Origin of the sequence: Fodinicurvata halophila (assembly GCF_042651425.1) — a bacterium.
Classification (GTDB): Bacteria; Pseudomonadota; Alphaproteobacteria; order Kiloniellales; family DSM-21159; genus Fodinicurvata; species Fodinicurvata halophila.
Window position 1 is genome coordinate 82430 of sequence record NZ_JBHSCW010000002.1, and the last position, 25428, is coordinate 107857.

Genomic DNA, 25428 nt, shown 5'->3' on the forward strand with positions numbered 1-25428 from the left:
AACACTATGCAGACAGGCTTGCCTCCAGGGATGTAATCCTGAAATGCAGTGGATTAAGGAATGTGGAATTCAGTACTTAATCAGGAATGGGACCTCTTGCCGCGAAGCATTTCAGCCATGGTGGCCAGCTCAGTGACCCGATGAATCGCGCTTCGCAGGCACAGGATCTCACCTGAACCAAAGCGTTGGATTCCGCCCGGCAGAAGGACAAGAAACGAGAGGAAACCAATACAATGGCCCCATTTGACCGCCAATCCTTCATGAAGCGGCTCCATGAAATGGCATCCGAGCGGATTCCTATCATAGGTGGCGGCGCAGGAACTGGCCTGTCGGCAAAATGCGAAGAAGCCGGGGGTATAGACATCGTTATCGTCTATAATTCCGGCCGTTATCGCATGGCCGGACGCGCGTCTTCCGCTGGTCTGCTGGCATACGGAAACGCCAACGCCATTGTAAAGGAAATGGCAGCAGAAATACTGCCTGTCATAAAGCAAACGCCTGTCCTTGCAGGGGTCAATGCCACAGACCCTTTCGTCAACCTGCCCAACCTTCTCTCCGAGCTGAAACAACTTGGTTATGCCGGGGTGCAGAATTTCCCGACAATCGGAATCATCGACGGCGACTTCAGATTGAGCCTGGAAGAAACCGGCATCTCCTATGATCAGGAAGTCGGCATGATCGAGATTGCCAATGGCATGGATCTGCTGACCACGCCTTACGTTTTCTCTTCCGAAGAGGCGGTCGCCATGGCGCGCGCCGGGGCGGATATCATAGTCGCCCATATGGGCGTCACGGTCGGGGGCTCGATCGGGGCAAAATCGGGAAAGACGCTCGATCAGTCGATTGAGCTGATCAGCTCATGGGCAGAGGCCGCACGCAGCGTGCGGGACGATATACTCGTGCTCTGCCACGGCGGTCCTATAGCGACGCCCTCAGACGCAGAATACATCCTTTCGCATTGCCCGGCATGCAACGGCTTCTATGGCGCAAGCAGTATGGAGCGGCTTCCGGTGGAGCGAGCCATCACCCAAGAGATAGAAACCTTCAAGCGCATATCTCTCGCAACACCCTGAATTCAGGATTGAGAGTATCGGCCATGACAACGGCATACGTAATCGGAACAGCAGACACAAAGGGAGCCGAACTCTCTTTCGTTGCCGACGTGCTGCAACGTCATGGAATAACTGTCCATTCAGTTGACATCTCCACCGGCAGCACAGACCAGGGCAAGGACACGACGGCAGCGGAGGTTGCGGCGTGTCACCCCTCTGGAGCAAACGCGGTCATTGGCCTCGAGGATCGGGGCACTGCTGTAACGGCAATGGCCGAAGCCCTCTCAATTTGGCTTTCCGGACGATCCGATGTTGATGCCGTGATCGGCCTGGGCGGATCAGGCGGCTCGGCGATGATCGCCCCCGCAATGCAACAGCTGCCTATCGGGATCCCGAAGCTCCTGGTTTCCACTGTTGCCTCAGGGAATGTCTCCGCCTACGTCGGCACCTCAGATATCACGATGGTCTATCCTGTCGTTGATATCTCCGGGTTGAACAGCATTTCACGCCGTGTCCTGGCCAACGCCGCCGGGGCACTTGCCGGCATGCTGGCGGCCCAGGCAGATGGCGATAGCCCCGATGACCACAGAGGGACCATCGCCCTGACAATGTTCGGCGTAACGACGCCTTGTGTCCAAGCGGTCTCTTATGCGCTGCAATCGGATTACGAATGCCTGGTCTTTCATGCAACAGGCGTTGGCGGCCGCTCCATGGAGAAGCTTGTGGACTCCGGTGCCATCGAGGCCGTCGTGGATATCTCCACCACGGAGATACTCGATCATATCGTCGGCGGGACTTGTGACGCAGGATCAGAGCGCCTGAGTGCGATTCTACGCTGCGGCACCCCCTGGATCGGCAGTGTCGGCGCGCTCGATATGGTGAACTTTCGCGAACCCGCAAGCGTTCCGTCAAAATTCGCGGGACGGTTATTCCATCAACACAACCCGAGTGTAACGCTGATGCGCGCGAGCGCGGAAGAGATGGCAGCGGCTGGCCGCTGGCTTGCAGAGAAGATCAATCTCTCCCCTGGTCCCGTACGACTGGTCATCCCTGAAGGTGGCGTTTCAATGCTCGACGCACCGGGGCAACCGTTCCATGCGCCCGATGCAAACGAGGCAATGATCAATGCCATAGAGGAAAGCTTTCAGGAGAAGGCCGACCACAAGCTTGTGAAGGCCCCATTGCATATCAATGACCCCTCGTTTGCATCCTTGCTCGTAGAAGAAGTGCGAAGCGTGTTGAAGACATAAGCAGACTCGTCAAACAGCTATTCGCGGAAGCCACACATGGATCTGTCGATATTCACGGTACTGACCCTGAACGGCCTAACTCAAGCCGGTTTGCTGTTCATAACAGCCAGTGGGCTGACCCTGGCCTTTGGACTGATGCGCGTTGTCAATCTCGCACATGGCGCGTTCTACATGCTTGGCGGGTATACCGGGGTCGCGGCATACCAGATGAGTGGCTCATTGATCGTCGGCGTGATGGCCGGCGGCGTTATCGCTCTCCTGCTCGGAGTGTTCACCGAACGAGTGCTCCTTGTACGGATCCGCGGCATGGAGCTGTCCGAGGCGATGATGACGATCGCCATAGGCATGATCATTGCCGACACCATGCTTGCCATCTATGGGGGGCATCCAAAATCCCTGGAGGCGCCGCCCGAATTGCGTGGGGCGGTAAATCTGGACTTCGCAATGTATCCCAGGTTCCGGCTGCTGATACTCGGAGCCGCTGTGGTACTGGGCATCGTGATGTGGCTTATCCTCGGTCGTACACGCATTGGCGCAGCCATCCGCGCCGGTGTCGACGACCGGGAAACAGCCGAAAGCCAAGGCATCAACATCGGGCTTCTGTTTACCGCCGTTTTCGCCTTCGCCAGCTTTCTTGCCGGACTCGCAGGGGTGGTCGGTGCATCCTACCTGTCGCTCTCGCATGACACGGATGTCAGAATCCTCATGCTGTCTCTCGTCGTCATTATAATAGGCGGGCTTGGCTCCATTACCGGGGCAGCGGTCGGGGCGGTCATCACCGGACTGATCACGAGCTATGCCAGCGCCTTCATTCCACAGTTCTCCCTCTTTGCCCTGTTTCTGCCGATGGCACTGATTCTTGCCTTTCGGCCCCAAGGGCTTTTTGGACGGGAGGTGTAGCGAATGACCTCTTCCAGAACTGCCCTTCTCGTTGGCGCCATAGCTCTGTTGCTCTGGCCATTGCTGGCCACAGATTACATGATGGTGCTGACGAATAGATTCATGATCTATTGTCTCATTGTCCTGTCCTTCAGTCTTCTGGCTGGGCAACTGGGCCTGGTTTCACTTGTCCAGACGACGTTCTCGGGACTTGCCGGGTACTCCATAGCGATTCTTGGAGTGCGCTATGGAATTGAATTTCCCTGGGCGCCCTTGATTGCCCTGGGTGTCGTCCTCGTCACATCGATCGCTTTCGGCCTGATAACCCTCAGGGCTTATCGGATTGCCTTCATAATGTTGACGCTCGCCCTCGGACAGATGGTGTGGGCGTTGTCATTCCAATGGAGCAGCATGACACAGGGGATGGACGGGATAAGCAACATTCCGGTTCCAACCCTCGCGGGCCTGGATCTCTCTCAAACGCGTGAGTTCTATGCAGGCGCAACCATACTCGTGATTCTCGCGTTCTACGCCGCATGGAGGCTGGTCAACTCCCGCTACGGCCTGCTCCTGCGAGGTATCCAGGAGAACCAGGCCAGAATGAAGGCATTTGGACACCCCGTTCTCAGGGCGCGCCTGCTCACGTTCGTGCTCTGTGCGCTGCTTTCGGGTCTCGGCGGCATTCTTCTGGCGTATCAGGTTGGCGTCATATCACCAACTTCTCTCGATATCGGACGTGCAATCTGGGTTCTCATCGCAGCCGTGGTCGGGGGATACCGCTATCTGAGCGGTGTTCCCCTGGGCGTCCTGCTGATGGTTACGCTGGAAGCCGTTCTCAACCAGTTCACGGATCGCCATCTGATCGTGTTCGGCACGATCCTGATCCTGGTGATCCTGCTCATGCCCAACGGTCTCGCCCCCTGGGTCGAAGCCGCTTGGGTGAAAATCCGTCCAAGACTCGATTGGACGGGAAAATCTCCTGGAAATCCACTTAGAGGAGGAGAGAAATGAAAACGCTCGGAAGCTGTCTATTAGCGACCGGTGTAATGGCGGCTACCGGTCTCAGTGCCGCAACCGCCAATGCCCAGGAAGAACTTCGCATCGGTGTGATCGGAAACATGACCGGTGTGTTTGCCGCTTTCGGCGAGACAATGGTCGAAGGTGTCGAGATGGCTGTCGCCGAAGCCGATGGCACAGCTGGAGACTACGACATCGAACTCACCGTTGTTGATGACGAAGGTGATCCCGAGACCGCCATCACGCGACTGGAACGCCTGCGTACCGAGGATGAGGTGGATGTCATCATTGGCCCCGTTTCCGGCAACATCGGCGTCGCAGCGAATGATTGGGCCGGAGAGAATGGGATGCCGATGGTGGTCGCCTATTCCGCGCCAGAGGACATCACCATGCGTGACCGCAATCACAATGTGGTCCGCGCCGGCTGGACGGGAGCACAGCCCATGTTTGCCCTCGGCGAATATGCGGCCGAACAAGGCTGGAAAGACATCGTGATGGTGGGACAGGATTACTCCTTTCCGCACAATCAGATCGGTGGATTCCTGGAGACCTTCTGCCGTTCGGGAGGTGAAAGCGTAGAGAGAATATGGCACCCCGTGGGCAGTGATGACTTTTCGTCAATCCTCGCCACTCTGCCGGATGCTGATGCCGTCATGTACAACGGCGCAGGCACAGACGGGGTTTCCTTCTTCAGTCAGTACATCGAGTTCGGTCACGGGGACACGCCGCTTATGGGTGGCTCGAACTTCTACGCTCCGGGCATGCTGCCCGCCATGGGCGAAGAGACCGTGGGCGGCATATCCGCCCTGCAGTACTCCGAGGAGCTCGATACGCCTGAACATCGTGAATTCAGGAAAACCTATGAAGAGATGTTCGATCGCGTCCCCATGGCCACCTCGGAACATGGCTATGTCTCCGCAAAAATGGTCATCGACGCGGTTGAAGCCATCGACAGCAAGGAGCGCGAACCCCTGATCGATGAGCTTCGGGCGACAGAAATGCCGGATGCACCAAGAGGTCCGTTCCATTTGGACGAATACGGCAACCCGGTACAGAACATCTACATCAATGAAGTGCAGAAAGTAGATGGCAACCTCCGCAATGTGCCGGTCGCAACCTACGAAAACGTGAGCCAGTTCGGACCTTACGAGCCTGAAGAATATCTTGATACCGAACCGGATTCTCGTGACTTCCCGCCGGGCGACTGCTCGGACGAGTACTACGGCTGATCCAGACCGGATATCGGAGTAGAGGCCATGGCGCTACGCCCAGAAGAGCAATACACCGAAGGTGGGCATCTCGAGGTCAGCGGACTGAAGAAAGCCTTCAAATCCGCGCGTGTCCTGGAGAACGTCAACTTCGAGGTGAAACCGGGCGAGCGCCATGGCATGATTGGTGTGAATGGGGCCGGGAAAAGCACTCTTTTCAATCTTATCGCCGGCGACCTCAAACCCGATGAAGGATCTGTTCACCTGGACGGAGAGGAACTTACCCACCTCTCTGTCCAGGACCGGGTTTTGCGGGGACTGGGGCGTACATATCAGGTTTCCAGCCTGGCAAAACCGCTCACGGTTGGTGCAAATCTTGTACTCAGCCTGGGCGATGGACGACTGCCCTCCATGCTTCAGCCCTGGCACAGGGCTTTGGACAACCAAGCGCTGATGGAGAGTGCAAAGCAATTTGAACTCGATGAATGGCTCGACGAAACGGTGGACAATCTCTCGCACGGAATGCAGCGCCAATTGGAGCTGGCTATGGTGCTCCATCGCAAACCGCGCCTGCTTCTTCTGGATGAGCCCGCGGCAGGCCTTTCCCCTCGAGAGCGTGATCGTCTGTCTGCGACCATTCGCGAACTTCCCTCGGAAATCAGCCTTCTGATCATAGAACACGACGTCGATATGGTCCTTGATCTATGCGACCGAATCACTGTGCTGCATCAGGGATGCATACTGACGTCCGGACCTCCCTCCGTGGTCGCGAGTGATCCACAGGTGCGAGATGCCTACCTGGGGTATGCCGATGCATAATGACAATACGATCCTGCGAATTGAAGCGCTCAACGCCTATTACGGCCAAGCTCACGTGGTTCAGGACGTATCCATGGAGTTGGGAGCGGAGTGTGTTGCGCTCCTGGGGCGCAATGGCGCCGGCAAGACAACGCTCGCCCGTTCCCTGCTGGGGCTTCGCCCACCGCAGATGACTGGCCAGGTTGAACTTGAAGGCACCTCCCTGGCAGGGCTCAAACCCTATACGATCTCCCAACTGGGTGTTGGGTATGTTCCTCAAGGCCGTCGCCTCTTTCCCTCTCTTACAGTCATGGAACACCTGCAGGTCGTTGAGCGACATTCCACGACTGGAAGCAATTGGACGATTGACCAGATTTTCGATTTCTTTCCGTCCCTCGCTGAACGCCGCAAGGCATTGGGCCAACATCTTTCAGGGGGAGAGTTGTCCATGCTGGCCATTGCGCGTGCACTCATGACCAATCCACGGTGTCTGATTCTGGACGAGCCAACCGAGGGTCTTGCGCCAACAATCGTTGAGCGCGTTTGCAATGGCCTGACCAATCTTGTGAAGCAAGGAATACCGGTGCTGTTGATCGAGCAGAACTTGAAAGCAACGGAGCTTGCTGCGAACCGTGTCTATGTCATGAATGTAGGGCGGATCGTCTATGAGGCTCCTACCGAAGATTTCCTGAAGGACCCGCAGACTAGAGACCAGTATCTTGGATTGAGCGGAATCCAAGCCTGAATGGCACTTTCCATCAGAACCTGACCGGACAGACCATCAGTCAGAAAGGCGTAAGGGGCCGATCATCGCGGCAGAGACGGGCGCTACGGGCGGCTGTTTCGCTCACCCCACTCCCGGCTGAAGGTCACGGTTTTCCGGAATCCTTCCAGAAGGTAACTGCAGGGAGCCCGGGGTGGGATGGTCGTCTTGCCGCCCTGTTCGTGGACGGGATGACCAATGGCTTCGGCTGCCAGCTGCAGGGTGCCCAGCGCCGTCAGCTCCGTGCTGGCCGCCTGGACGATATCGCGCTCCAGCAGGTCGGCCAGGAACTGACGGAAATAGGGGTTCTTGGCCATGCCCCCGTCGATCGAGAGCGCCCCGCTGACCGGCCGGCGCAGCTGCATGGCCTCCAGGACCTCCGCCGCCCGGCAGGCCACCCCCTCCAGCACGGCCCGCGCCATATCCAGGCCCGTGGTTTCCAGCGACAGGCCCGCCCATAGACCGCGCGCCCCGCGGTCCCAATGGGGACAGGCCAGGCCGGCCAGGGCCGGCACGAAGACGAGACCGCTTTCCATGACCGGCGGTCCCCGGAAGTCGTTGAGCTGTTCCAGCTCATCGAAGAGGCCCAGGCCGCGTGCCCAGTTCACGGCCGCACTGGCACTGTAGATACCCCCATCCAGAGCATAGACCGGAGCCTCGCCCGCCTTCTGCCAGGCCACGGTCGGCAGCAGGCCCTCCTCCGGCGCGCGAAAGAGCTCCGTGCCGGTGACCATCAGGGCGAAGGCGCCGGTGCCGAAGGTTACCTTCGCATGCCCGGGGGCGCGACACCCATGACCGTAGAGGGCGGCCTGCTGGTCGACGATGCTGGCCGTTACGGGCACCTCACCGTGCGAGGTTTCCATGACGCCGAAATCCCCCGTCGTCGGAACGATCTCCGGCAGGCAGTCCATGGGCACGCCGAAGAGGCGGCAGAGCTCCGAATCCCAGCAGCCTTGCGCCAGGTTCATCAGGGAGGTGCGCGAGGCCGTGCTGATGTCGGTGACGAAGCGTCCTGTCAGGCGATCGAGAAAGAAGGCATCGGTGGTTCCCAGACGCAGGCGCCCCAGGCGTAGGAGTTCGCGGGCGCGCGGTACAGTCTCCAGGATCCAGGCCAGCTTGGAGGCCGAGAAATAGGAATCCAGCGGCAGGCCCGCGCGCTCCAGGACGGCCTCGGCCGCCCCCTCGGCCTGGAGGCGCTCGACCTGCGGCTGGGTGCGGTTGTCCTGCCAGACGATAACCGGCGAGATGGCCTGCTTGCTTTCGGCGTCCCAGGCAAGGCAGCTTTCCCCCTGGTTGTCGATGCCGATGGCTGAGCAGGCACCGGCCGACTCTACGCAGGACCTGAGCGCAGAGATCAGTTCCTCGGGGTCATGCTCGACCCAACCCGGGGCCGGATAGAACTGGCGATGCTCCCGGGTTGCCACGACCTTCGAGTCACCCGCGTCATCCAGGACGAGGGCGCGAGTGCTCGTGGTTCCCTGATCAAGCGCAACGACCGTCACCGTCCGTCCTCCTCCTCGAAAGAAACCTCCACCGGATGCCCCGGTACGGCATGCCGCAACACATCCAGGGGCAGCAGGATACGCCGTTCCGGCAGGGCGGACAGGCGCCGCCCCCACAACAGGCGCCCGGCCGAGCGCAGCACCAGTCTGCCCCGCACCGGACGCATCACCCGCAGCTGGATGCGCTCCAGGGCCGCCGTTTCCAGCGGCAGGGTCACCCGCTGCGGCACGACATAGCGGACAGCTTCGCCGGGCTGCAGTACGACCGTATCCTCGCTGGGCCTGGAGCGCGCCAGGCTCTCGGCCAGGCGGCCGGCCACCCGCACCCCTTCCTGCCAGCTCCAGCCGGCGGTTTCCACCGGGCGCAGCAGGTTGCCGGCCACGTAGCAATCGGGATCGGAGCTGCGCCCGTCCTGGTCCACCCGCGGTCCGCCGGTGCCGGCGTCCAGTTCAAGATGTCCCATGCGGGCCAGCGTGGCCTCGGGCGTGAAGCGCCCGGTCACGAGAACGCCGTCGCACGCCAGGTCCCGCTGATGACCCTGGTCGTCGCGCAGCACCACGCCCTCGACCCGCTCCCGCCCGAGAATCCGCTCCAGATCGCTGCCCAGATGGACCGGCACCCCCAGCAGGCGCGGCAGGCCCAGCGCAAACGCCCGCGCGGTGATCCGCGGATTGGCCTCGATCATGGCCTGGGGCCGGATCCCGGCATGGCGACAGGTCAGCAGGGCGGAGAACGAGACCAGTTCACTGCCCAGGATCACCGGTCGCTCGAAGGGTCTCACGCCCTCCAGGTAAACCATGGACTGCAGGGCTCCCGTGGGAATGACACCGAGCGGACGCTGCCCGCCGATCAGCCGCGCCGCGCGGCTGGTCTCCCGCACGCCGGTGCAGAGCAGGACCCGTTTCGCTGCGAGCTCCGCCGGTCCGTCCGGTGTCGTCAGCGAAAGCCGCGCGCCGGGCTGCAGGCCGGTCACGGTGACACCGCTGTGGATTTCGGCTCCGGCCGCCTGGGCACGTGCCACAAGGCGCTCGGCATAGTCAGGGCCGCGCAGGACGCGATGAAACTCCCGCATGCCAAAGGGGTAATGGCCGCAGTGCCGGGGAATGCCGCCGGCGGCCGGCTCCCTGTCCAGCACCAGCACGCGCCCGATGCCACGGTCCTTCAGTTCCGCGGCGGCGGCCAAACCTGCGGGGCCGCCGCCGACAATGGCCACGTCACAACTCTGGGGCAGACCCCGCGCCTCACTCATCGGGATTTCCCGGCTCGTCTACAACGGAGGCGAGCGGAACATCGAAGGCGCCCTCGGTCATGCGCGCAAGGGTTCCCATGCAGTAGAACCCTTGGCAGCGTCCCATGGTGACCCGGGTGCGCCGCTTGAGGCCCGCCAGGCTGTGAGGGGGCAAGGGGCCGCTCAGCACCTGTTCGATCTCACGGCGCGTGACCAGTTCGCAGTGACAGACGATGCCGCCATTGGCCGCTTCCTGCCAGTTCCGCGGATCATACTCCGAAAGCCCGCCGCAGGCCGGCGCCTGGAGCGGCCTCTCCAGCGCCGCGAAGCGATGGCCGAAACCGCGATGCCGTTCGAATACATGGCGGGCAACCCCGAGAGCCGAACTGAGCCCCGTCGAGCGGATACCGCCCACCGAGATATAGTTCCGTTCGGGACGTTCGTGGATCCGATAGTCCTTCTGCTCGCTGGCCGGCCGCAGCCCTGCATAGGCAGCCGTCACCGGCACCTCCGCCAGGGCCGGCAGGATCTCGGCCCCCTTGCGATGCAGCTGGACCAAGGTGTCGCGGTCGGTTGAACTGTCCGTGCGGCTTTCCTGGTCCTCGGCAGTCGGCCCGACCAGGACATTGCCATAGATGGTCCGGCAAACGACGATTCCCTTGGTCTTCTCCGTGGGAACCGGCAGGACGATGGAAGACACCAGCCGCGCCGCTGCCTTGTCGAAGACCAGGAACTGTCCCTTGCGCGGCCGTATGGAATAGAAGGTCTCGCCCAACAGCCGCTGGTCCAGAATATCCCCGTACAATCCGGCACAGTTGATGACGCTGGACGCCCGCAACGAACCCTGCGTCGTCTCCAGCACCCATTCGGCACCGTCGAACATGCCGTCCGTCACCTCGCAGCCGCGCCACACTGCTGCCCCGTTCGTCAGGGCCTGGAGCAGATAGGCATGGGGTGTGCTCCACGGATCGATCAGCGCCTCGCGCGGCACACGGAAACCGCCCTTGACCCGGGACGCAAGGTTGGGCTCCTCGGCCAGGATTGCAGCGGCCGTGAGCGGCTGCACATCCTCGATGCCATTGGCGTGGGCCTGCTCCATCAGGCTCTCCAGCTTGTCCTGTTCCTCGGGCGTCCAGGCTGCAACGATCGCGCCGCTCTGCAGCAGGGGCAGCTTGAGAGCATCACGGATTTCGAGAAACTCCGCATGGCCTTCCGCAATGCAGCGCTGTTCCAGGGAGCCGGGCGGAGCGTCGAAGCCCGTGTGCAGAATGGCACTGTTGCCCTTGCTGGCCCCGGCCAGGACATCCACGGCCTTCTCGAGCAGGACGACGCGCGCGCCTTCCAGGGTGAAGCGGCGTGCCATGGCGCAGCCCACGACACCACCGCCGACAACGGCAATGTCGAATGTTTCCGAAGGTGGGGAGTGCGATTGCGCCACGGCGCCTACGAGCCTTTCGACAGGGCACGCCCGCCGTCGATCGGGCGCGAGATTAAAGGTGATTTTTTGGTTGTGCGCACCAGCACCACTTCGTACCGTAGCTATTGTTGCCCTTTCGGTCAACTTTGATAATTCTACGCCTTTGAAAAATATAAAATAAAATCAATAAGATGAACAGGGATATGTTGATTCGGTCATTTACATGCGAACAGAACGCCGATCACGGCGAGTGAAGGCACGGACTGTGCGATGAAGGCCTCACCTCCGCGCGAAGACAGGATACGCGGTCCGCGGCTGCGTCAGTCCAGGATCGCCGAACTGGTCCGCGACCAGGGCCGGGTCAGTGTCGAGAGTCTGGCGGCGCGCTTCGGCGCCTCCCATGAAACCATCCGTCGCGACCTGAGCGCGCTGGCCGAGAACGGTATCCTGCAGAAAGTTCACGGCGGTGCGAAGCTTCCACGCCTGCGCGAGGAGGATCCCTTTCACCAGCGCATGGATCACCAGAGTGCCGCGAAACGTATCGTGGCCGGGAAGCTGGCCCAGCGAATATCGCCGGGCGAAACCCTGTTCCTCAACACGGGCACGACCACGGTGATCGCCGCCGAGGTCCTGTCCGAGATCGACCGGCTGACCGTACTCACCAATTCCTACCGCGTTGCCCGAACCTTCACGCAAAAGGCACGACAGGCCGAGGTCTTCCTGGTTGGCGGGCGTTTCGATGGCGACAACGGTGAAACCCTGGGCCCCATGGCGATCGCGGACATTCAGAGATTTCACGCCGATCACGCGATCCTGACCGTGGCCGCCGTCGATGCGAAGCAGGGTGCGATGGATGCCAATTTCGAGGAGGCGCAGGTCGCACGCAGCATGATCGAACAGGCGGACAATCTGATCATTCTTGCGGATTCCTCGAAGTTCGACCGGCGCGCCGCCTTCGCCGTCTGTCCGCTGGAGCGCATCAACTGCCTGCTCTCCGACAGCCCACCGGAGGGCGCTCTTCTAGACAGGCTGGAGAGATTAAGTGTGGCATTCTAATGGTAAGCTCTGCTATCAGGCTCTACTCTTTCGGGCAGTCGAACACCGTTCCGGTCTTCGGAACAGGGGGCAATGAACAAGGAGAACGCTGCAGCCATGCCGCGGCCAATACGGATCTACGTCAAGACGGTCGACTGGGTATCGCACAAGGTCGGGCTCATTGCGATGTACCTGATCTTCATGATGATCTTCGTCCTGCTCGCGGATACGATTTCGCGCAACATCATCCAGATGAACATCCACTGGGCCATCGAGATGGCCCAGTTCACGCTGGCGGCCTACTACATCGTCGGTGGGGCCCACTCCCTGCAGATGGGGACCCATGTGCGGATGGACCTGATCTACGGACAGCTGTCTATGAGAGGCAAGGCCTGGGTCGACGTACTGACCAGCGGCTTCATGGTGTTCTATATCGTCATCCTGCTCTATGGATCGATCTCGAGCACGATCTACGCGATCGAGACCGACCAGCGGAACTTTTCCATGTGGAACCCTTCCATGATCCCCATCAAGTTGATCATGGTCTTCGGCATCGCCCTGATGCTGCTGCAGGTCTTCTCGACTTTCTTCAAGGACCTCGCCAAAACGCAAGGACGCACGATCGACGGCGAGCCGATCCATGAGAGCAGCGAGGAGCCGGTCGTATGAGTTACGAAATGATCGCGATCACGATGTTCGCGACCATGCTGGTCATGTTGCTGACAGGCCAGCGGGTCTTCGCGGCCATCGGTGCGGTGGCTGCCGGCGCGGCCCTGCTGCTCTACGGCACCGGTTCCATGGAGATGCCCTTCAACGCGGCCTTCCAGCTGTTCAACTGGTATCCGCTGCTGACCCTGCCGCTGTTCATCTACATGGGCTACATCATGTCCGAGACAGGGATCGCAGACGATCTCTATCGCATGTTCCATGTCTGGTTCGGTCGCATCCGCGGGGGCCTTGCCATCGGTACCATCGGCCTGATGGTCGTGATCTCGGCCATGAACGGGCTCAGCGTCGCCGGCATGGCCATCGGCGCCACCATCGCCCTGCCGGAACTGCTGAAGCGCAACTACGACAAGCGCATGGTGACCGGCGTCATCCAGGCCGGCAGCTCGCTGGGCATTCTGGTGCCGCCCAGCGTGGTTCTGGTGCTCTATGGCATGATCGCGCGCCAGCCGGTCAGCCAGCTCTGGCTCGCGGGCGCCATTCCCGGCCTGATGATGGCCGCCATGTTCATCATCTACATTGCCGTGCGTTGCCGCCTGCAGCCACACCTGGCCCCTATCCTGCCCAAGGAGGAGCTGGACATTCCCCTGCGCGAGAAACTCAAGCTTCTTCGCGCCGGGATCACGCCCTTCCTGATCTTCTTCTTCATGACCGGGCTCTTCGTCCTGGGCTACACCAGCCTGGTGGAAAGCTCGGCGGTGGGGGCGACAGCGGCCACCATCGCCGCGATCACCCGCCGGCGCCTGACCTTCCGGATCCTGCACGAGACCGTGAAGAAGACGCTCGGCATCTCCTGCATGTTCCTCTGGATCATCCTGGCGGCCCTGGCCTTCGGCTCGATCTTCGACGGCATCGGCGCCTCGCGGGCCATCGAGACGCTCTTCATCACCAACTGGGAGCTCTCGCCGCTGGAAGTGCTGATCATGATGCAGCTTTCGTACATCGTGCTGGGCATGTTCCTGGACGACACCGCCATGCTGGTGATCGTGGCCCCGCTCTATGTGCCGCTGATCGTCTCGCTGGGCTACAACCCGATCTGGTACGGCGTCCTCTACACGATCACATGTCAGATCGCTTACATGACGCCGCCGTTCGGCTACAATCTGTTCCTCATGCGGTCCATGGCACCGCCTGAGGTTTCACTCTGGGACATTTATCGATCCATCGTCCCCTTCGTTCTGGTGATGACGCTGGCATTGATACTTGTGATCGCCTTCCCGGAAATCGCGCTCTGGCTACCGGAGCAGGTCTCCCGCTGAGGCGGTCGGCATAACGACAAAGCAAGGAGAACAGGACCATGAAAAAAACGAAACAGGGCCAGACCGAGACGCCTCAGCCCCAGGCGGGCCGACGCAATTTCATCAAGAATGCCGGGCTCGGCGGGGCGGCCATAGCCGCCTCGTCCTTCGCGGCCCCGGCCGTGCTATCGCAGAACGGCCCGATCCGCTGGCGCTTGCAGACCTATTCCGGTGCCCCGCTGGGCGCCCATGTGATCAAGCCGCAGATCGAGGCCTTCAATGCGGCCGCGAACGGCGAGATGGAGATCGAGCTCTATTACGCCGACCAGCTGGTGCCGACCAGCGAGCTGTTCCGTTCGCTGCAGAACGGGACGATCGACGCCGTGCAGTCCGACGACGCCACCATGGCCTCGCCGGTCGATGTTTCGGTCTTCGGCGGATACTTCCCCTTCTCCACCCGCTACAGCCTGGACCTGCCGGTCCTGTTCGACCGCTACGGCCTGAACGAGATCTGGGCCGAGGCCTATGGCGAGGTCGACGGCGTCGAATGGCTGAGCGCCGGCGCCTGGGACCCCCTGCACATCTTCACCAAGGAGCCGATCAATTCCCTGGCCGACATGGAAGGCAAGCGCGTCTTCGGCGTGCCGACCGCCGGCAGGTTCTTGTCTCGCTATGGCCTGGTGCCCGTGACCGTTCCCTGGGATGACGTGGAAGTTGCTCTGCAGACCGGCGAGCTGGACGGCGTGGCCTGGTGCGGTTTCACCGAGGCCTACGAGGTCGGCTGGGCCGATATCTGCAACTACGCGCTCAGCAACAACGTCACCGGCGCCTGGTGCGGGTCCTACTTCGCCAACAGCGACAGCTGGGCCAAGGTCCCGGACCACCTGAAGCAGCTCTTCCGCTCCACCATCGACCAGTCGCACTACTATCGCCAGGTCTGGTACTGGGGCGGCGAGGCCGACTTGCGCGTGAACGGCGAAAAGCTGGAACTGACCACCATCCCCGCCGAGGAATGGGACCAGGTGGTCAAGGACGCCGAGGAATTCTGGGAGGAGATCGCGGAGACCAGCGAGCGCACCCGTCGCGTGGTCGACACCTTCCGGGAGTACAACGCACTGATGGAGAAAGCGGGCATCCCGTACCGCTATTCCTGATCACGTTCGGGCCTGGCGGCCTGAACTGCTGGAGCACAAGGAAAGCGCCGTCCCGTTTCCCCGGGGCGGCGCTTCTTCTGCTCAGGACGCCTGATTGTCCAGGACCTCCCGCACCTTGCGGGCCAGGTCTCTCAGGCGGAAGGGCTTGCCCAGCAGCTGGACGCCGCGATCCAGTCTACCGTGATGAACGATGGCATTCTCGGTATAGCCTGACATGAAGAGGACCTTCAGCCCCGGGGCCCGCTGCAGGGACTCGTCCGCCACCTGCTTGCCCGTCATGCCCCCGGGCAGCATGACATCGGTGAGCAGCATATCGAACTGCTCACCCGCATCCAGGTAGGTCAGCGCCGCCGCTCCGTTGGCACATTCCGTCACCCTATAGCCCAGGTTGCGCAGGCTCGTGACTGCATGACGTCGGACCAGGTCATCATCCTCCACGACCAGGATATGCTCGTCCCCCGATTGGATAGGAACGGCGGCATCTTGGGTTTTCGCGGTTTCCGCTTCCCCGTCGGCACGCGGAACATAGAGCCGGACGGCCGTGCCTGCCCCCGGCTCGCTGTAGATGCGCACATGACCGCCTGTCTGACGGGCGAAGCCATAGACCATCGAGAGCCCGAGCCCCGACCCCTTGCCCTGCTCTTTTGTCGTGAAGAAGGGCTCGAAGGCCTTTTCCTGCACCTCCGACGACATGCCCTGCCCGGTGTCGGACACCGCCAGCATCACGTATTGTCCCGGGTTCATGCGATGGTCCGCTGCATAACTGTCATCCACCGAAATATTCGCGGTTTCGATGGTGAGCTTGCCGCCTTCGGGCATGGCATCACGGGCATTGATGGCCAGGTTCAGGACCGCATTCTCGAGCTCGTTGGGATCGACCACGGCTTTCCAGAGACCGCTGCCGCGGACCAGTTCGATATTGATGTTCTCGCCCAGCGTCCGGCGCAGCATCTCGCCCATCCCGGACACCAGCTGGTTCAGGTCCGTGGCGCGGGGATCGAGAGGCTGACGCCGTGCAAAGGCCAGCAGCCGATGAGTAAGCTCCGCGGCACGCTCGCCCGCCTTCTGGATTGTTTCTGCCCGCTGGCGCGGTTTCTCGTCCGCCTCCGACAACTCGTCGACGAGCATATCGCTGTTGCCCAGGATCACGGTGAGCAGGTTGTTGAAGTCATGAGCTATACCGCCGGTCAGCTGGCCGATGGCATCCATCTTCTGGGACTGGCGCAGGCGTTCCTGGGTTTCCAACTGCTGGGTGATGTCCCGCAGGTAGACGGTTAGTCCCTTTTCATGCGGATAGGCCCGGATGCTGAACCAGGCATCATAGACAGGGTAATAGTATTCCAGGCTGACGGGGACATTCTCGCGTACGGCGCGGTAATACTCGCTCTCCAGTTCGGTCCCCACGACGTCCGGAAACTCCTCCCAGAGCACCTTGTCCTGGAATGCGTCCCGGCTTCGTCCCAGGATGCGCTCGGCTTCCGGGTTCATGTAGACGAAGCGCCACTCGCGATCGAAGGCCAGAACCGCATCGGAGATGGAGTTGAAGATCGTCTCCACCTCCTCCTTCGCAGCATTGGCTTCCTGCAATGCCCTGTCGCGCTCTTGGAGGGCCATCAGGTTCTCCAGCGCCGCACCTGTAATGCTGGCCAGTTGCTTCATCTCGTTGAGGTCATCCTCGGTGAATTCGCCCTGGGCCTTGTCGGACAGCTGGATCAGCCCCAGGTTGCTGCCGTCCTGCCCGATGATCGGCACGGCCAGCCAGCCGCGCATGGGCGGATGACGCTCCTTGGCGTAGCTGAATCCCGTCCAGGCCGGATGCGCCTCCAGTTCCTCCTGGGTCATCATCATGGCCTGGTTGCTCTCGCAGACCAGATGATAGATGCCGATCCCGTCGGATTTCTCGTCGTAGTCGCGCCAGGCCGCGTACTTGTCCGACAGGGTGACGGCCATGAGCGCCTGGGCATAGGTTGTGTCCTTGATCAGACTGGCCAGGGCCTGGTGTGCCGTGGTCAGCCGGCAGGACACATCGGTCACATGCTGCAGCAGGCTTTCCACGTTATCGAACTGGGCTAGCGCCGCCGATTCCTGCGCCAGCATGCGCAGCCGTTCTGAGCGCGCTTCCTCCCACTGCTGCCGGCGGACCGTATTGCGCCAGACCAGGACCGAGGCCGTGGTGAAAAGAATCATGCCCAGGAGAGCCAACAGGCCGGCGAAGAACAGATGGTCGTACCAGTGCTCCAGCACCTCTTCGCGCCCGAGCCCGACATAGACCACGGCCTGATCCTGTCCCGTCTGTTCGTGCCCCACATGGCGAAACGCGGAAAGGCGTCTGACCCCGTCGCTCATATAGCGTCGCTCGAAACGCCCGCTTTCGTGCTGAGACATCAGGGTGCGGAAAAGGTCGGTGTCGGACAGGTCAGTACCAATCGCCTCCTCGCGAAAAGGGCTACGCGCAATCACCGTCCCCTCAGCATTGACGAGACCGACGACACCCTGCTCTCCGATCCTCAGGGCATTGTAGAAATTCAGCAGATAATCCAGGGAAACCGCCGCTGCGACAACGCCGGCGAAGCTGCCGTCGGGATGTGTCAATGGACGGGACACGTTCGAGAGCCACTGGCCCTCCGCATGTCCGACCTCACCTTTGCGTGGCGGCGCAATGAAGAGTCCACTATCGGAGGTATTCCGATGATGTGTGAACACGGGATAGTCGGAGAGATCCACCGGTTCTGGATTTTCCGCGCGTGAGGTGGCCACGGCACGGCCTTGGGAATCCAGCACGAAATAGGCCATGCTGAAAGATGACGCGGCTTGGCGATCCTCCAACAGTTCATGCAGATTGTCTGGAAGTCCCCTGCCTCCGCGGCTCTCCGTCTGAATGGTTGTACTCACCGTGGTGAGAGCCAGATCGACGCCACTCAGGGTTTGAAAGGTCTGCTCGGCCAGGGCTTCGGTCAGGTTCTCAGCATCCCGATAGGCGGCTTCGATGAAATCGTTGCGCTCAGTGACCGCCTGCAGTGCGAAAAGTGAGCTAAGAATCACGGCGACCAGGATATTGGCCAGGATGATCGCCTTCTTCATGCCGTCCCCTATAAAGCCCGAGACTAGAATTCTTTTCCGAAATCGCCGATTTTGCAAGCTTCGGCACGAGAAACTTCACTGCATCTCAACTTAAAGGGGGAGCGCCGCCGCGAAGCACACCACGACCACACCCGAAGGAGCGGATTCGGATCATGCGACTCGTGCGCGCTTCTCTCGTAAAATTCCGTACCCCTCGTCTCGGTTCCTCACCCTTGTGAGTCCTGCCGACTCGCGGTGTACTTCAGGAACTCCTCCAGGGGCAGAGGTCGCGCGAAATGAAAGCCCTGGACCAGGTCGAACCCCAGTTCCCGCAGTGTCTCCAGGTCCGCGATGTCTTCCACGCCCTCGCCCACCACCTCGGCCTCGAAATCGTGGCCCAGCTGAACGGCAGCCTGGCAGATGCTGCGCAGCTGCCGATCCCGGGAACAGCCATCGACAAGGCTGCGCTCCAGCTTCAGCTCCGAGAAGGGAATCCTGCGCAGCCGTTCGAATGTTGAATAGCCGCTCCCGAAATCATCGATTGAAATCGCGAAGCCATGCAGCACGGCGCGCATGGCGAATTCCTGGGCGGCGATGACGTCCTCGATCACATCGCTTTCCGTAACCTCCAGGATCATCTGGCTTCCACCTTCCACGATGTCGCGGATTTCTTTCAACTGAGCCAGAAGATCCGGATAATGCAGGGTATGCCCGGCGAGATTCACGGAAAGCCGCGGCTGCGGCAGCACGGCGGAAAGCCTCCGCTCAGCCAGGAATGCACTTTCCACTGCCTGCAGGGTCAAGGCATGGAGCGCATCCACACCTGCACTGGGCAGAAAGGCCGCTGGCGAGAGGACTCCGCGCTCCGGATGACGAATACGCGCTAGGCTCTCGGCACCGACGACGCGGTTCTCCTTCAGGTTGATCTTCGGCTGATACCAGAATTCCAGCCAGTTCCGGTCGATGGCGGTCTGCAGCAGCATAGGGTCGTCCTCGGCCGGCGCCGGCGCATCGCTTGAACGCACGGGCGAGGGCATGTCGACCAGGAGCGCCTGAAGGTCCTGCCTGCGAAAAGGCTTGCGCAGGATCCCGCCGATCGCGATCCCGCTGCGCTCGCCGATCCGACGGGCATGTTCCAGGATAGGCGCACCATGCCCGCTCATGAGCACGGCCCGCCCCTCGTAGCGCTGTTCGCTCAAGACCCGGAAGATCTCTATGGCATCGCTTTCCCCAAGGGAAAGGTCCAGCAGCAAGAGATCCGGATGGGCACGCTCCAGGGCGGCGACCAGTTCCGGCTTCGTGCAGATCCCTGTGGCCGAGAGTCCGATCTGTTCCAACTGGCGAACAACCAGACGGCAGACATCCGCCTGGTCATCCATGACCAGGGCGCTGGAGACTTCGATATCAGACAGGGTCGACACAGGTTCCTCGCGTTATCTGCCGTTCCAGGAATGCCTCAGTGCTCTGCTTCGCCCAGAACGATTCTGATACTATCCACGGCTGCACTTTCAAGGTCGAAGGAACGTAAGCATGCACCATGTTACGCCAGCATTTTATCCCTTCGCTCGCAAGAATAGAAACACTCGCGACTGGTACAGTTTGCCATCGTCCTCATGTGGCTGACGCTCGGGCTCAAGCCGCCTGATACCGGTGGACACCTGGTGCATACTGATCGCCCGTCAGAGCGCAACAATAAACCAGCCGTACCAGGAGCCGGACAAGCAGGTCAGCATCGCTCCCCCTCCACCTCTGCGGCGGCCTGCTGCCCGGCCTCGTTTCCATCACCCGCATACCCCTGAACCAGGGAAGCCTCGCGCTTTATGCTGAGCAGTCGTTGCCCACCTGCCGCTGGCCACGGCCAGGTTCGACCGGAAGCGCGGACAGGAGCCTCCGCGTGCGTACCCGGAGCCACACCCAGTTGGCTAGGACCTCTCAACCGGAACAATGTGCCCCTCTGTGCCAGTCGACTATCGTCGACGAACAGGTCACGATAGGGTAGGGCTTGATGACAAAGTGGCCCAAACGGCAGGAAAATTTACAATCGGGATGGAACAACAAGGAACGCCATGCTGGAAAACTCTTTCAAGACGGCCCTGAAGGAAAAGCGCCCACAGATCGGGTTGTGGATGTCGCTGGCCGATTCCTATGCGGCCGAGGTCTGCGCCGGCACCGGATTCGACTGGCTGCTGATCGATGGAGAGCATTCCCCCAACGATACTCGCTCCATCCTGCACCAATTGCAGGCGCTGGCTGCCTATCCCGTACACCCCATCGTGCGACCACCGGTCGGCCACACACACCTGATCAAGCAGATGCTGGATCTCGGCGCCCAGACCCTCCTGATCCCGATGGTGGAAACCGCCGAGCAGGCGCGCGAGCTGGTGGCCGCCATGCAGTACCCGCCTCGAGGTGTACGCGGCGTCGGCAGTGCCTTTGCCCGGGCCTCGCGCTTCAGTGCCATTCCCGATTACGCGGCCAGGGCCGACGAAGGCATCTGCCTGCTGGTCCAGGTGGAGACCATGAAGGGCCTGGAGAACATCGACTCCATTGCCGCCACCGAGGGCGTGGATGGCGTCTTCATCGGACCCGCCGATCTCTCGGCAAGCATGGGTCATCTGGGAAACGCCGATCATCCGGAGGTACGCGAGACCATTTCCAACGCCTTCTCGCGCATCCTGGCCACGGGCACGGCACCGGGCATCCTGGCCACCCATCAGGACTCGGCCTGGCAGAGCCTGCGTGAAGGTGCCCTGTTCGTCGCCGTGGGGGTCGACATCGGCCTGCTGCGCCGAGAGGCAAGCGCGCTGAGCCGCAGCTTCCGGGAAGGCCTGCCGGACCTGGAGAGTTGATGCCTATCCGCTGGTGGCGATCAGCACGCCGAGATAGGCGATATAGCCCACCAGGAAGACGCCGCCCTCACGCCGGGACAGTCGCTGCCCGCTCCAGGCCGCGGCCAGCAGCAGCAGGGTCACGCCCAGCATGACCCAGAGATCGAGCTTCAGGATTTCCGGCGGCACGGGAATCTCCCGGACCAAGGCGGTGACACCAAGTATACCCAGCAGGTTGAAGATGTTGGAGCCAACGATGTTGCCGAAGGCCACATCGGCCTGGCGGCGCAGCGCCGCCATGACCGAGGTAACCAGTTCCGGCAGCGAGGTACCCACGGCCACGATGGTCAGGCCGATCAGCGTTTCGGAAATGCCCGCCGCGGCAGCCAGGTCGATGGCGCCCGAGACCAGGAAACGGGCACCGCCCAGCGTGCAGGCCAGTCCCACCAGGGCAATGGCCAGGCTGCGCCACAACGGCGGGGACACAGAAGGCGTGAAGGCCTCGGCCTCGTGCCTGTGCATCCGGGCACCGGCGTCCTTGAGGCGGCGCTCCTGCAGGTAGCACCAGACGACATAAGTGCCCAGGACCAGCAGCATGACAATGCCCATCCAGGCATTCACTTCGCCGAAGAATACCAGGAGGCAGGCGGCCAGGCTGGTCAGGAGCAGCATGGCTCCATCCCGCTTCAGCGCCGTTGTGTCGATCAGCAATGGCGACAGCAGGGCCGCAAGACCGAGAATCAGCAGGATGTTGGCAATGTTCGATCCGACGACATTGCCCACGGCAATGCCGGGAGCTCCCATTAAGGCCGCGTCGATACTGGTGACGAGTTCCGGGGTTGAGGTTCCGAACCCCACCAGGGTCATGCCGATCAAAAGCGGGGAAATCCCCAGGCGCGTGGCACAGGCCACGGCCCCGCGCACCAGCAGCTCACCCCCGAGCAGCAGCAGGACCAAGCCTGCCAGAAGATACAACCAAGTCATTCCAGAACCCGCCATTCCCCGAAAGCGCACAATGCACGGCCATCAAATGGGCGCCCATGGTGGCGAAACAAGCGCCCCGTCGAAGAATCTTGCCAAGGTCAATTTACAAGATCCTTCTTGAGCAAATCATCGGTTAACCAAATCGCTGTCGATCCTTCAAACCTTGTGACTTTGCTCTAGACACCCCCGCAATTCCAGTAACCGAGGCATCTCCTCCTGCTCCTGGATGGCGTTTCTGAAATACGCTTCCGATTGGCGGCGCTGGGATGGGGGATGATGATCCGCCGCCAGGAAGAAGCACACGGCCCCCGACTCATCGCTGAGGGGCAGTAGGATGCGACAGTAGTGCGGCGTCCGGCTGTCCTGCCACCCGGAGATACTGTGGACGATGGCGTCCTCTCGCTGCAGCGCTTCGCAGTAATGCCGGTAGATGATCTGTCCGAACTGCGTCGGCTGGAGATCCTGGGGTCGCAGCCCCTTCATGCGGATCTGGTGAATGGACATGATCCCCTCACCCACCAGGCGGTAGATGAAGTCCGGCTGGCCATCGCTGGAACGGCGCACCTCCACGAGGAAGATCCAATCCAGCAGGTCACGCAGTTCAAGTGGATCCAGATGCCGTTTCCGGGGCAGTTCCCCACCCGAGCGCAGGCTGTTCCAATAGCAGTACAGGCGATAGAGGTCGGGAAGACCTTCCTGGCTCAGCGCGACCTCTTCCGTTCTCAGCACCTGGGGTCTCCTTCCTGTCTGCACCCGAAAAGAGGGTATCCCCCACAGCAGAAAATGCACCAAAAAATTGCTTTGCCAGGTATCTTTCTCTCGTCACTTTGAATTCTTCCGGCACTCCTGCGCCACAAGGTAGCGATCGCGCTCACTGAGCGACTTCCCGTTCCAGAAAACACGCCCATCCGAGCCGACTCGAATCCGCCCCAGGCGTATGGCCGAGCTCGAAAAGGCACTGTCGGGAAAGGGCGTGACCTCCAGCGGAAAGCTAAAGCTGTCTGGTATCCGAAAACCCGTGCCCCCATTCAGATCGGCCGGGGCCACGGGATTGCCATCGACATCCTCGCCGGGCTTGTAGGCGGGATCCTGACCGGCTTCCGCTTCATAGGGCTGCAGCAGGCGGCAGTCCTGCCGCGTGATGGTCAGGTCCAGATCTTTCGCCGCGACCGGCAGAGGCGTCAGCAGGATGAGAATTGTGCAAAATAAGCTGTAGCTTTTCACCATATTGACAGGATAGCTTAGGCGCGTTTTCCGGCAAACGGAAACACGTCAACGACAGCAGGGAAATGACTTCCTGGGGGGAAGCGCAGATTGAAAGTTCCTGCCGGTTCGATGGAAGCAAATTGACGCGGCCGGCGGAGACACAAAGGGGGCAAGATGCTGCAATCCTATTTCAAGCTCGCCGAGCACGGCACCACGGTCCGCACCGAAGTGCTGGCCGGATTCACCACCTTTCTCACCATGGCCTACATCACCTTCGTCAATCCGGCGATCCTGTCGGAGACGGGAATGGACTTCGGGGCGGTCTTCGTCGCCACCTGTGTGGCCGCGGCCATCGGTACCCTGATCATGGGGCTCTATGCCAACTACCCGATCGCCCTGGCGCCGGGCATGGGACTCAACGCCTACTTCACCTACGGCGTCGTGCTCGGCATGGGCTACGAATGGCAGGTAGCTCTGGGCGCGGTCTTCCTGTCGGGCGTCCTCTTCCTGATCCTGTCCCTGCTGCCGGTGCGGGAATGGATCATCAACGCCATACCGCGCAGTCTCAAGATGGCGATTTCGGCCGGCATCGGCCTGTTCCTGGCCATCATCGCCCTGCAGAACGCGGGCATTGTCGTTGCCAGCGAGGCGACGCTGATCACGCTCGGGGATCTCACGGCCTGGCCGGCCATCCTGGCGCTTCTCGGATTCTTCGTCATGGTGGCCCTCGACGTTCACCGCATTCCAGGCTCCGTCATCATCGGCATACTGCTGGTGACCGGAATCGGGGTCGGCCTGGGCATCTCGGAATTCGAGGGCTTCCTCGACCTGCCGCCCGACCCGTCGCCGACCTTCCTGCAGCTGGATATCGGTGGGGCCCTGCAACTCGGCCTGGTGACGATCGTCTTCACCTTCCTGCTGGTTGACCTCTTCGATACGGCCGGCACGCTGGTGGGCGTGGCCCATCGCGGAGGCCTGCTGGACGACAAGGGGCGCCTGCCACGCCTGCGCCAGGCCCTGCTGGCCGATTCCAGTGCCTCGGCCCTGGGCGCGCTTCTCGGCACGTCCACGACCACCAGCTACATCGAAAGCGCCTCGGGCATCCAGCAGGGCGGGCGCACAGGTCTGACCGCCGTGGTGGTGGCCCTGCTCTTCCTGCTCTGCCTCTTCATTTCCCCGCTGGCCTATACCATTCCCTCCTACGCCACGGCGCCGGCCCTGCTCTATGTGGCCTGCATCATGGCACGCGGCCTGGGGGAAATGGACTGGACGGATGTCACCGAATCCACGCCGGCAGTTATCACAGCCATCGCCATGCCGTTCACCTATTCCATCGCGGACGGCATCGGGATCGGCTTTATCACCTACGCCGTCATCAAGCTTCTGTCCGGTCGTCCCGCGGAATGCCCGATTGCGGTCTATCTGATCGCCGTGCTCTTCGCGATCAAGTTCGCCTTCCTGCAATAGCGGAGGGTTCCATGAAGTAAACGGCCCATCCTTATCTGGGCGGGCCGTTTCTTTTCGAAGCCATGAATGCTGCGGCGCAATATAAAATTATGGTGACTCGGCCATATCTTTCCATTATTTTCACAATCGTTCGCGCAGGGGTGCGCGAATGCCAAGTCTGCGGAGGAACGCCGCCCAGTTTCCCCTCAAGAAGGAAACGGGCAAAGGAACAGGATAAGAGGCTGCAAGGCCCCATCCATTTCAGGCAGGTCGCAACAGCGAACCTGCCTCTACTTTGTCCGGCTCACCGAACACTGTCAGCAAGCACAGATCCATTCACGAATAGATGTCGGGGGCCATCTCCCGGAAAGAGATGAGGTCGGCTTCGATGACGAAGTAGACAATCAGCCAGATAACGGCACTGATCAGCGTCGTCGCAATGGCCTTGCGCCCCAGCATGGGATTCTTCGGAGCCCCGGTCTCGTGGCCCGGTTCCGGATTGTCGTCCCGTCTGACGCCCCAGGGCAGGACGGTGAAGATCACCACCCACCAGACAACGATATAGACCATTACGCCGGTAAACCAGTTCATCTCCGGTCGACCTTGGGTTTGTCTTCCGATTCGGGATACAGCCAG

At 61.2% G+C, this 25428-nt stretch carries 22 protein-coding genes; 13 read left to right on the forward strand and 9 right to left on the reverse strand.

Features of this window, described 5'->3' with window-relative positions; translation table 11 throughout:
* Window positions 1-233: 233 nt before the first annotated feature.
* The 7 genes from ACFOW6_RS04205 (at window position 234) to ACFOW6_RS04235 (ending at window position 6949) form a co-directional block, all read left to right on the forward strand.
* Window positions 234-1073: a phosphoenolpyruvate hydrolase family protein gene (locus ACFOW6_RS04205; RefSeq protein WP_382421088.1), complete on the forward strand. Its 840-nt coding sequence runs from the start codon at window positions 234-236 to the stop codon at window positions 1071-1073.
* Window positions 1074-1096: 23 nt separating this feature from the next.
* Complete coding sequence (locus tag ACFOW6_RS04210) at window positions 1097-2302, forward strand: Tm-1-like ATP-binding domain-containing protein (RefSeq protein ID WP_382421089.1); 1206 nt, start codon at window positions 1097-1099, stop codon at window positions 2300-2302.
* Between the two features lie 36 nt (window positions 2303-2338).
* Window positions 2339-3202: a branched-chain amino acid ABC transporter permease gene (locus ACFOW6_RS04215; protein WP_382421090.1), complete on the forward strand. Its 864-nt coding sequence runs from the start codon at window positions 2339-2341 to the stop codon at window positions 3200-3202.
* Window positions 3203-3280: 78 nt separating this feature from the next.
* Window positions 3281-4192 (forward strand): branched-chain amino acid ABC transporter permease, encoded by a 912-nt coding sequence (locus ACFOW6_RS04220; protein ID WP_382421091.1) that lies wholly within the window; start codon window positions 3281-3283, stop codon window positions 4190-4192.
* Complete coding sequence (locus ACFOW6_RS04225) at window positions 4189-5427, forward strand: ABC transporter substrate-binding protein (protein WP_382421092.1); 1239 nt, start codon at window positions 4189-4191, stop codon at window positions 5425-5427. Before ACFOW6_RS04220 ends, ACFOW6_RS04225 begins: the two co-directional genes overlap by 4 nt.
* Before the next feature lie 27 nt (window positions 5428-5454).
* A complete protein-coding gene (locus tag ACFOW6_RS04230; RefSeq protein WP_382421093.1) occupies window positions 5455-6225 on the forward strand; it encodes an ABC transporter ATP-binding protein in 771 nt (256 codons plus the stop codon).
* Window positions 6218-6949, forward strand: a complete 732-nt coding sequence (locus ACFOW6_RS04235; RefSeq protein WP_382421094.1) for an ABC transporter ATP-binding protein — start codon at window positions 6218-6220, stop codon at window positions 6947-6949. The genes ACFOW6_RS04230 and ACFOW6_RS04235 overlap by 8 nt, the downstream gene beginning before the upstream one ends.
* Before the next feature lie 83 nt (window positions 6950-7032).
* On the opposite strand, the gene ACFOW6_RS04240 is transcribed toward ACFOW6_RS04235, so the two are convergent.
* From ACFOW6_RS04240 to ACFOW6_RS04250, 3 genes are read right to left on the reverse strand one after another with little or no spacing between them, the layout of a single operon-like run.
* Window positions 7033-8469 carry an FGGY family carbohydrate kinase gene (locus tag ACFOW6_RS04240; protein WP_382421095.1) on the reverse strand — a complete coding sequence of 479 codons (1437 nt, stop codon included), beginning with the start codon at window positions 8467-8469 and terminating at the stop codon, window positions 7033-7035.
* Window positions 8466-9719 carry an NAD(P)/FAD-dependent oxidoreductase gene (locus ACFOW6_RS04245; RefSeq protein ID WP_382421096.1) on the reverse strand — a complete coding sequence of 418 codons (1254 nt, stop codon included), beginning with the start codon at window positions 9717-9719 and terminating at the stop codon, window positions 8466-8468. Before ACFOW6_RS04245 ends, ACFOW6_RS04240 begins: the two co-directional genes overlap by 4 nt.
* Window positions 9712-11136: an NAD(P)/FAD-dependent oxidoreductase gene (locus ACFOW6_RS04250; protein ID WP_382421097.1), complete on the reverse strand. Its 1425-nt coding sequence runs from the start codon at window positions 11134-11136 to the stop codon at window positions 9712-9714. Before ACFOW6_RS04250 ends, ACFOW6_RS04245 begins: the two co-directional genes overlap by 8 nt.
* A 249-nt stretch (window positions 11137-11385) precedes the next feature.
* Here ACFOW6_RS04250 and ACFOW6_RS04255 point away from each other — a divergent pair, with 249 nt between their 5' ends.
* From ACFOW6_RS04255 to ACFOW6_RS04270, 4 genes are all read left to right on the forward strand, one after another.
* A complete protein-coding gene (locus ACFOW6_RS04255; protein ID WP_382421098.1) occupies window positions 11386-12171 on the forward strand; it encodes a DeoR/GlpR family DNA-binding transcription regulator in 786 nt (261 codons plus the stop codon).
* 72 nt (window positions 12172-12243) lie between these two features.
* A complete protein-coding gene (locus tag ACFOW6_RS04260; RefSeq protein WP_382421099.1) occupies window positions 12244-12819 on the forward strand; it encodes a TRAP transporter small permease subunit in 576 nt (191 codons plus the stop codon).
* On the forward strand, window positions 12816-14135 hold the full coding sequence (locus tag ACFOW6_RS04265) for a TRAP transporter large permease (RefSeq protein WP_382421100.1): 1320 nt from the start codon (window positions 12816-12818) through the stop codon (window positions 14133-14135). The genes ACFOW6_RS04260 and ACFOW6_RS04265 overlap by 4 nt, the downstream gene beginning before the upstream one ends.
* Window positions 14136-14173: 38 nt before the next feature.
* Complete coding sequence (locus ACFOW6_RS04270; protein ID WP_382421101.1) at window positions 14174-15268, forward strand: TRAP transporter substrate-binding protein; 1095 nt, start codon at window positions 14174-14176, stop codon at window positions 15266-15268.
* An 81-nt stretch (window positions 15269-15349) separates the two neighbouring features.
* Here the strand turns inward: ACFOW6_RS04270 and ACFOW6_RS04275 are convergent, their stop codons facing one another.
* Both ACFOW6_RS04275 and ACFOW6_RS04280 read right to left on the reverse strand, forming a co-directional pair.
* Window positions 15350-18349, reverse strand: a complete 3000-nt coding sequence (locus tag ACFOW6_RS04275) for an ATP-binding protein (RefSeq protein ID WP_382421102.1) — start codon at window positions 18347-18349, stop codon at window positions 15350-15352.
* Window positions 18350-18555: 206 nt separating this feature from the next.
* Entirely contained in the window at window positions 18556-19749 is a 1194-nt protein-coding gene (locus ACFOW6_RS04280) for an EAL domain-containing response regulator (protein WP_382421103.1), read from the reverse strand.
* Window positions 19750-20394: 645 nt separating this feature from the next.
* On the opposite strand from ACFOW6_RS04280, the gene hpaI reads away from it, so the two are divergent.
* Entirely contained in the window at window positions 20395-21177 is a 783-nt protein-coding gene (hpaI, locus tag ACFOW6_RS04285; RefSeq protein WP_382421104.1) for a 4-hydroxy-2-oxoheptanedioate aldolase, read from the forward strand.
* 3 nt (window positions 21178-21180) lie between these two features.
* Here hpaI and ACFOW6_RS04290 read toward each other — a convergent pair whose 3' ends face one another.
* From ACFOW6_RS04290 to ACFOW6_RS04300, 3 genes are all read right to left on the reverse strand, one after another.
* Window positions 21181-22140 (reverse strand): calcium/sodium antiporter, encoded by a 960-nt coding sequence (locus ACFOW6_RS04290; protein ID WP_382421105.1) that lies wholly within the window; start codon window positions 22138-22140, stop codon window positions 21181-21183.
* A 156-nt stretch (window positions 22141-22296) separates the two neighbouring features.
* Complete coding sequence (locus ACFOW6_RS04295; RefSeq protein WP_382421106.1) at window positions 22297-22869, reverse strand: PAS domain-containing protein; 573 nt, start codon at window positions 22867-22869, stop codon at window positions 22297-22299.
* A gap of 93 nt (window positions 22870-22962) precedes the next feature.
* On the reverse strand, window positions 22963-23367 hold the full coding sequence (locus ACFOW6_RS04300; RefSeq protein WP_382421107.1) for a hypothetical protein: 405 nt from the start codon (window positions 23365-23367) through the stop codon (window positions 22963-22965).
* 153 nt (window positions 23368-23520) lie between these two features.
* Between ACFOW6_RS04300 and ACFOW6_RS04305 the strand changes: the two genes are divergently transcribed.
* Window positions 23521-24813, forward strand: a complete 1293-nt coding sequence (locus tag ACFOW6_RS04305; protein WP_382421108.1) for an NCS2 family permease — start codon at window positions 23521-23523, stop codon at window positions 24811-24813.
* Window positions 24814-25128: 315 nt separating this feature from the next.
* On the opposite strand, the gene ACFOW6_RS04310 is transcribed toward ACFOW6_RS04305, so the two are convergent.
* Window positions 25129-25383, reverse strand: a complete 255-nt coding sequence (locus ACFOW6_RS04310; protein ID WP_382421109.1) for a DUF1467 family protein — start codon at window positions 25381-25383, stop codon at window positions 25129-25131.
* Between the last annotated feature and the right edge of the window lie 45 nt (window positions 25384-25428).